The organism is Mesorhizobium sp. M7A.F.Ca.ET.027.03.2.1 (genome assembly GCF_003999175.1).
In the GTDB taxonomy this organism is placed as follows: domain Bacteria; phylum Pseudomonadota; class Alphaproteobacteria; order Rhizobiales; family Rhizobiaceae; genus Mesorhizobium.
On sequence record NZ_RZOM01001502.1, the window covers coordinates 1 to 1039 of the forward strand.

Below are 1039 nucleotides of genomic sequence, written 5' to 3' on the forward strand. Positions count from 1 at the left end.
CGGTGATGTCGGGCAGATGCGTGCCGCCATTGTAGGGCGCGTTGAGGGCAAAGACGTCGCCGGGGTGGATGTCGCCGGAATTCAGCCGGATGATGGTTTCGACCGAGCGGTCCATCGAGCCGAGATGTACCGGCATGTGCGGCGCATTGGCGACCAGTGCGCCGGTGCGATCGAAGACTGCACAGGAAAAATCCAGCCTTTCCTTGATGTTGACGGAATAGGCGGTGTTCTGCAGCGTCACGCCCATCTGCTCGGCGATCGACATGAAGAGGTTGTTGAAGACCTCCAGCATGACCGGATCGGCCTCCGTGCCGAGCGCTGCCTGCCGGCGCTTTTTCTCGACACGGCGCAGGAGCACATGGTTCCTGGCGGTGATTTCGGCCAGCCAGCCCGGCTCGATGACGATCGTCTGGTTCGGCTCGATAATCAAGGCAGGTCCGGCAACCCTGTTTCCCGGCTTCAGCGCTTCGCGGCGGAAGATGGGTGAAGTGCGCCACTCTCCTTCGGTGAAGATTTCGCGGGTTTGCGAAGGGCTTACGGCAAGGTCTTCGGTTCGCGATTCAGTTTCGTCGCGCCCAGTGCCGCCGGTGTCGGTGCCTTCGACGCCGACGGTCTCGACGATCATCGGCTTGTCGTCATAGACGAAACCGAACTGCGCCTTGTGGGCGATTTCAAAATCGCGCCTGGCCTGGAAAATCGAATCCGCCTCGAAATTCACCGGCAGTGTCGTGTCGGTGCCGTCATAGCGAATGTGCAGCACAGGCTTCGTGGCGACCGTATCCTCGCCGATGCCTTGCGCCGCGAGTTCGGCGATGACGGCTTTTCTCAAAATGGCAATGAGGTTGCCGATCTCCGTTCTGGACTCTTCGGCAAGCGGTTTCAGCAGCGCTTGCTGGCGCGAGGCAAAGACCGAGGATAGACCGATGCCATAGGCCGACAGCAGGCCAGAGAAGGGATGGATCAGCACCGCCTCCATGCCGAGCGCGTCGGCGACCAGGCAAGCGTGCTGGCCGCCGGCACCACCGAAGCAGTTCAGGAG

The 1039-nt window shown here is 61.5% G+C and carries 1 protein-coding gene; it reads right to left on the reverse strand.

Features of this window, described 5'->3' with window-relative positions:
* On the reverse strand, positions 1-1039 hold a 1039-nt coding region (locus EN750_RS35970; protein WP_189526733.1), incomplete at both ends, for a hydantoinase B/oxoprolinase family protein.